Here is a 6,464-nt window from a genome sequence, read left to right on the forward strand (position 1 = left end):
TGAGTATTGAGATAATTTTTTGTCTGATTCTCGCACTATCGCTCATGAGGTTTCAGTTTAGGTCCCGTCGCTGAGTTGATTGGCGGGGCGGGTTATCATTAACGAATTGTCTTAGTAATACCAAAAAACATGGCAGAGAAACGCAATATCTTTCTGGTTGGGCCTATGGGTGCCGGCAAAAGCACTATTGGCCGTCAGTTAGCTCAACAGCTCAATATGGAGTTTTTCGACTCCGATCAAGAAATTGAGCGACGCACCGGGGCTGATGTGGGCTGGGTATTCGACGTGGAAGGCGAAGAAGGCTTTCGTGAACGCGAAGAAAAAGTCATTAATGAGTTGACGGAAAAACAGGGTATCGTCCTGGCGACGGGCGGGGGCTCGGTCAAGTCTCGTGAAACACGCAACCGTCTTTCAGCACGCGGGGTCGTCGTTTATCTTGAAACGACGATCGAGAAGCAGCTTGCTCGTACGCAGCGCGATAAAAAGCGCCCGCTGCTTCAGGTTGAGTCGCCGCCGCGCGAAGTGCTGGAAGAATTGGCGAGAGAGCGCAATCCGCTGTACGAGGAGATTGCCGATGTCACCATTCGAACCGATGAGCAAAGCGCCAAGGTAGTTGCCAACCAGATTATCAATATGCTGGAAAGCAACTAAAGTGTAGGACATCATCTGCATACGCAGGTTTCAACAGGTTATTGAACGCGCATGGAAAGGATTACCGTAACATTGGCGGAGCGTAGTTATCCCATTACGATAGCCGCCGGATTGTTTAATGATTCGGCTTCTTTTATGCCGTTGAAGGCCGGGGAGCAGGCCATGCTGGTGACCAACCAGACGTTGGCCCCTCTCTATCTTGAACAGGTGCGCCGCGTGCTGGAACAAAGCGGCGTACACGTCGACCAGGTTATTCTGCCGGACGGGGAGAAATATAAGTCCCTGAGCGTGCTGGATCAGGTTTTTACCGCGCTGCTTGAAAAACCGCACGGCCGCGATACCACGATTGTGGCGTTGGGCGGCGGCGTGATTGGCGATTTGGCCGGTTTTGCCGCCGCCAGCTACCAGCGCGGCGTGCGCTTTATTCAGGTGCCGACCTCGCTGCTGGCGCAGGTTGATTCTTCCGTCGGCGGCAAAACCGCGGTGAATCATCCGCTGGGCAAGAATATGATCGGCGCGTTCTATCAACCGGCCTCCGTGGTGGTTGATCTGGACTGCCTGAAAACCCTGCCGGCGCGCGAACTGTCGTCCGGGCTGGCGGAAGTCATCAAATACGGCATTATTCTGGATCGCGACTTCTTTGGCTGGCTGGAAGAAAATATCGACGCGCTGCGTGCATTGCAGCACGATGCGCTGGCTTACTGTATCCGCCGCTGCTGTGAACTGAAAGCGGCGGTGGTGGCGGCGGATGAACGCGAAAGCGGCATGCGCGCGCTGCTCAACCTGGGGCATACCTACGGTCATGCCATTGAGGCGGAGATGGGATACGGCAACTGGCTGCACGGCGAGGGCGTCGCCGCGGGAATGGTGATGGCCGCGCAGGCGGCGCGGCGTCTTGGGCAATTTTCCGCCGCTGACGTCGAACGTATCAAGGCCTTATTGGCGCGGGCCGATCTGCCGGTTAACGGACCGCGGCAGATGGCGCCGGAATCTTATCTTCCCCATATGATGCGCGATAAGAAGGTGCTGGCGGGCGAACTGCGTCTTGTGCTGCCGACCGCTATCGGTCATGCCGAAGTCCGCGGCGGCGTAGCGCATGATATTGTGCTGGCGTCGATAGCTGATTGTCTTGCCTAGACGTTTTACCGTTTTTATTGACCATGGATGTGTTAACGACAGATAAGCGCTGATGGTTTATGGTTAATAAAATACAATGCGTTATGATTTAATCATTCGCTCCGGGAACAGGATTGCGAATTTTAGCCTTTCAGTTGGGGGGTATTAAGTGGATGAGTTTAAGCCGGAAGACGAACTGAAGCCCGATACCAGTGATCGTCGACCAACGCGTCAGCAGAAACGAAGTCATTTTTCCATATCGAAAATCGAGCTTTCCAGACAACACCTGATGATCGCCATCGGGATTTTGGTGCTGGTGCTGCTGATTATCGGTATCGGTTCCGCCTTGCAGGCGCCTACTCACCAGCAGACCGCTCAGCCTCAAAGCCAGGGTGAAAAGAGCATCGATCTTTCTTCATCACCTCCCGCGACGCCAACGGAAAGCGCCGCGCCGGTTGAGAATCCTTCCGCCGCAACCGGACAGGCGCCGCAAACGCTGAGCGCGCCGCCGGTTTCCGATACGCCGACGCAAGCGCAGGTTCAACCGCCGGTCAGCGGCCAGCAGCGCATCGAGCTGCCGGGAAATATTACCGACGCGCTTTCTCAGCAGCAGGGCCGCGTTGACGAATTTTCTCAAGGCGCGGCGGGTGATTCAACGCTGCCGACTGCGCCCGCCACGGTTGCGCCAACGGCTAAAGCTCCGGCGCAACGGCCCGCTGAAAAGCCGGCGCGCAGCGGCAACTCCGCTCAGGGTAATAACAGGCCGGCGGCAACGAATACGCAGAAAGCGGCGGCGCCCGCCGCGACGGGTAAATCTGCGGCAGGGTCCGGCGCCGCCATTCAAAACGCGCCGGCCAGCCATTTTACCTTGCAGTTGAGCGGCGCTTCCCGTTCCGATACGCTGAAAGCTTACGCCAGGCAGCATAATCTGGCTCATTCATGGGTTTATGAAACTAAACGTGACGGAAAATCCTGGTATGTGTTAGTTACTGGAGTCTATGCTTCTGCAGCAGAAGCAAGGCAGGCAATCGCAACGCTACCTGCTGATGTACAAGCGAAAAAACCATGGGTTAAGCCGATCCGTCAGGTGAAGCAGGACTTGAATAAGTAACGCCAATTTTAGCCCTGATGTGCTGTCTGACACAGAGTACAATCCGCGGCTCTGAAAAGTAAGAGTAACTAACGACGGCATGAAGAAAAACCGCGCTTTTTTAAAATGGGCTGGTGGCAAATATCCACTGGTGGAAGAGATTCGTCGCTACTTACCCGAGGGAGACTGCCTTATCGAGCCTTTTGTCGGTGCGGGTTCCGTATTTTTGAATACCGAGTACGACAGCTATATATTGGCCGATATTAATAGCGATCTCATTAATCTCTACAATATCGTCAAGTCGAATACTGATGATTTTGTCCGCGACTCGCGCAAGCTTTTTACTGATGAAGTGAATACTTCAGAGGTTTTCTATCTGCTGCGCCAGGAGTTTAATCTCTGCACTGACGCCTACCGGCGCGCGGTATTGTTTCTTTATCTCAATCGCCATTGTTATAACGGCCTGTGCCGCTATAACATGCGCGGTGAATTTAATGTGCCGTTCGGGCGTTATAAAAAGCCCTATTTCCCGGAAGATGAAATTCGCTGGTTCGCCTTTAAGGCCAGGAACGCCACCTTTGTTTGCGAGCACTACCAGCAAACGCTGATTAAAGCCGCGCCGGGTTCGGTGGTTTATTGCGATCCCCCTTACGCGCCCTTATCGGCGACCGCGAACTTTACCGCGTACCACACCAATAATTTTAATAATGTCGACCAGCAAGATCTGGCCCGCATGGCCCATCGCTTATCGGTTGAATACCGCATCCCGGTGCTGATTTCCAACCACGATACGGTATTGACCCGCGAGTGGTATCAGGATGCTTCACTTTATGTGGTAAAAGCGCGCCGAACCATTAGCCGCAATATTCTGGGTCGTAGTAAAGTGAACGAGCTGCTGGCCCTGTATTGCTGACGCCCGAAGCCGATAGGCAACGGTAGACGGGACGGCGCGGCGACAGCCGGGTATGATTGACCGCAGGTTGGGTTGCGCAGCAGCCATTGGCGATCGGGATGATGGAGCAACCGGCATCCCGGCAGCAGGAGTTCGGACTTTATCGTTTGGAGATACGAATGAAACCGTTTTTAATCGCCCCGTCTATTCTGTCGGCCGACTTCGCCCGGCTTGGCGAAGATACCGCCAACGTGCTGGCGGCCGGCGCCGACGTGGTTCACTTTGACGTGATGGACAACCACTATGTGCCTAATCTGACCATTGGTCCGCTGGTGCTTAAATCTTTGCGGGACTACGGCATCGGCGCGCCGATTGATGTGCATTTAATGGTTAAGCCGGTCGATCGCATCATTCCCGACTTCGCGCAGGCGGGGGCCAGTTTCATCACCTTCCATCCCGAGGCTTCGGAGCATCTCGACCGCTCCCTGCAGCTGATCAAGGATCACGGCTGTAAAGCCGGTCTGGTTTTCAATCCCGCCACGCCGCTGAGCTACCTCGACTACGTGATGGACAAGGTGGATATTATTTTGCTGATGTCGGTCAACCCCGGCTTCGGCGGGCAGTCCTTTATCCCCGCCACCCTGGATAAGCTGCGGCAGGCGCGCCGGCGGATTGACGACAGCGGTTATGATATCCGTCTGGAAGTGGACGGCGGCGTCAAGGTCGATAATATCGGCGCCATCGCCGCCGCGGGCGCCGATATGTTTGTGGCCGGCTCCGCCATTTTCAGCCAGCCGGACTACCGCTTGGTCATCGAGCAGATGCGCGGCGAATTGGCGCGGGTGACCCATGAATGACGCGATGCCCATCCGCGGGCTGGCGTTCGACCTCGACGGCACGCTGATTAACAGCGCGCCGGGGCTGGCCGAGGCGTTGGATTTGGCGCTACAGGCGCAGTCGCTTCCGGCGGCGGGGGAAGAACGGGTCGCCGTCTGGATCGGCAACGGCGCCGATGTGCTGGTCGAGCGGGCGCTGCGCTGGGCGGGCGTGGAGCCTACGCCGCAGCGTATCCGCGCCACCCGCGAGCAGTTCGATCGCTATTACGCGCAGACGGCGGAGCGCGGCAGCGCGCTGTTCCCGCAGGTAAAAGAGACGCTGGCGCAGCTGGCGCGGCAGGGGTTTCCCATGGCCGTGGTGACCAATAAACCCACGCCTTTTGTCGGTCCTTTGCTGGCGTCGCTGGGCATTGCCGCCTATTTTTCCCTGATTATCGGCGGTGACGACGTTATCGCTAAAAAGCCCCATCCGGCCCCGCTGTATCTGGTGCTGGGCAAGCTGGGACTACGGGCCGGCGAGTTGCTGTTCGTCGGCGACTCCCGCAATGATATTCAGGCGTCCCTGGCCGCCGGCTGCCCCTGCGTCGGTATGACCTACGGATATAACTATGGCGAAGCGATCGCCTTGAGCCGCCCGGACCGGGTGCTGGATCGTTTTGCCGACCTATTGCCCCTTGTCGGGCCGTTATCTTCAAAAAATCAGGAAACATTAGTATGAGCAAGCCCATTGTATTTAGCGGCGCGCAGCCGTCTGGTGAATTGACCATTGGCAACTACATGGGTGCGTTACGTCAGTGGGTTAATATGCAGGATGACTACGATTGCATCTATTGCATCGTTGATTTGCATGCCATTACGGTACGTCAGGATGCGCAGCAGCTACGCAAGGCAACGCTGGATACGCTGGCGCTTTATCTGGCCTGCGGCATCGATCCGCAGAAAAGCACCATCTTCGTACAGTCGCACGTTCCCGAACATACCCAGTTAAGCTGGGTGCTGAACTGTTACGCCTATTTCGGCGAACTGAGCCGCATGACGCAGTTTAAAGATAAGTCGGCGCGCTATGAAGAGAACATCAACGCCGGTTTGTTTGATTATCCGGTGCTGATGGCGGCCGATATCCTGCTGTATCAGACCGCGCAGGTGCCGGTGGGTGAAGATCAGAAGCAGCATCTGGAGCTGAGCCGCGATATCGCCCAACGCTTCAATACGCTTTACGGCGAAACTTTCAAAGTGCCGGAGCCGTTTATACCGAAGTCGGGCGCGCGGGTGATGTCTTTGCTGGATCCGAGCAAAAAGATGTCCAAGTCCGACGAAAACCGCAACAACGTGATCGGCCTGCTGGAAGATCCGAAGTCGGTGGTGAAGAAAATCAAACGTGCGGTAACCGACTCCGATGAGCCGCCTGTGGTGCGCTATGACGTGGCGAATAAAGCCGGGGTGTCCAACCTGCTGGATATTCTTGCGGCGGTGACCGGGAAAACCATTGCCGAACTGGAGCAGGAGTTCAGCGGCAAGATGTACGGCCACCTGAAAGGGGCGGTCGCCGACGCGGTATCCGGCATGTTGTCCGAATTGCAGGAGCGTTACCACCGTTTCCGCAATGACGAAGCCTTCCTGCAGCAGGTGATGCGCGACGGCGCCGAAAAAGCCGGCGCCGTCGCGCAGCAGACCCTGAAGCGAGTCTACGACGCCGTGGGTTTTGTCGCGCGTCCGTAAGCCCGGCCATCCCTCCCCCTGACAAATGGGAGGTCGGGAGGGGGGAGCGGCAGGCGTCGCCTGAGTAGTGTTTCACCCCACCCCAGCCCTCCCTTTCGCCTGTCTCTTAGTCACATATTTACTGTTAACGGTATATGTGAGTTCAGCGCTATTTCGTGCG

7 protein-coding genes are annotated in these 6,464 nt (G+C 56.4%); all 7 read left to right on the forward strand.

The features are described 5' to 3' along the window. Positions 1–129 precede the first annotated feature (129 nt). The 7 genes from aroK (at position 130) to trpS (ending at position 6,304) form a co-directional block, all read left to right on the forward strand. Complete coding sequence (gene aroK, locus DDT56_RS13030; protein ID WP_136166869.1) at positions 130–651, forward strand: shikimate kinase AroK; 522 nt, start codon at positions 130–132, stop codon at positions 649–651. Positions 652–702: 51 nt separating this feature from the next. Next, complete coding sequence (gene aroB / locus DDT56_RS13035) at positions 703–1,788, forward strand: 3-dehydroquinate synthase (RefSeq protein ID WP_136166870.1); 1,086 nt, start codon at positions 703–705, stop codon at positions 1,786–1,788. A 148-nt stretch (positions 1,789–1,936) separates the two neighbouring features. Beyond that, positions 1,937–2,878: an SPOR domain-containing protein gene (locus DDT56_RS13040; protein WP_136166871.1), complete on the forward strand. Its 942-nt coding sequence runs from the start codon at positions 1,937–1,939 to the stop codon at positions 2,876–2,878. A gap of 79 nt (positions 2,879–2,957) precedes the next feature. Then, entirely contained in the window at positions 2,958–3,770 is an 813-nt protein-coding gene (gene dam, locus DDT56_RS13045; protein ID WP_136166872.1) for an adenine-specific DNA-methyltransferase, read from the forward strand. Positions 3,771–3,928: 158 nt separating this feature from the next. Then, positions 3,929–4,606 (forward strand): ribulose-phosphate 3-epimerase, encoded by a 678-nt coding sequence (rpe, locus tag DDT56_RS13050; RefSeq protein ID WP_136166873.1) that lies wholly within the window; start codon positions 3,929–3,931, stop codon positions 4,604–4,606. Then, complete coding sequence (locus DDT56_RS13055) at positions 4,599–5,303, forward strand: phosphoglycolate phosphatase (RefSeq protein ID WP_136166874.1); 705 nt, start codon at positions 4,599–4,601, stop codon at positions 5,301–5,303. Before rpe ends, DDT56_RS13055 begins: the two co-directional genes overlap by 8 nt. Beyond that, positions 5,300–6,304: a tryptophan--tRNA ligase gene (gene trpS, locus DDT56_RS13060; protein WP_136166875.1), complete on the forward strand. Its 1,005-nt coding sequence runs from the start codon at positions 5,300–5,302 to the stop codon at positions 6,302–6,304. Before DDT56_RS13055 ends, trpS begins: the two co-directional genes overlap by 4 nt. Positions 6,305–6,464: the final 160 nt, after the last annotated feature.

Source organism: Brenneria corticis (genome assembly GCF_003115855.1).
GTDB lineage: Bacteria > Pseudomonadota > Gammaproteobacteria > Enterobacterales > Enterobacteriaceae > Brenneria > Brenneria corticis.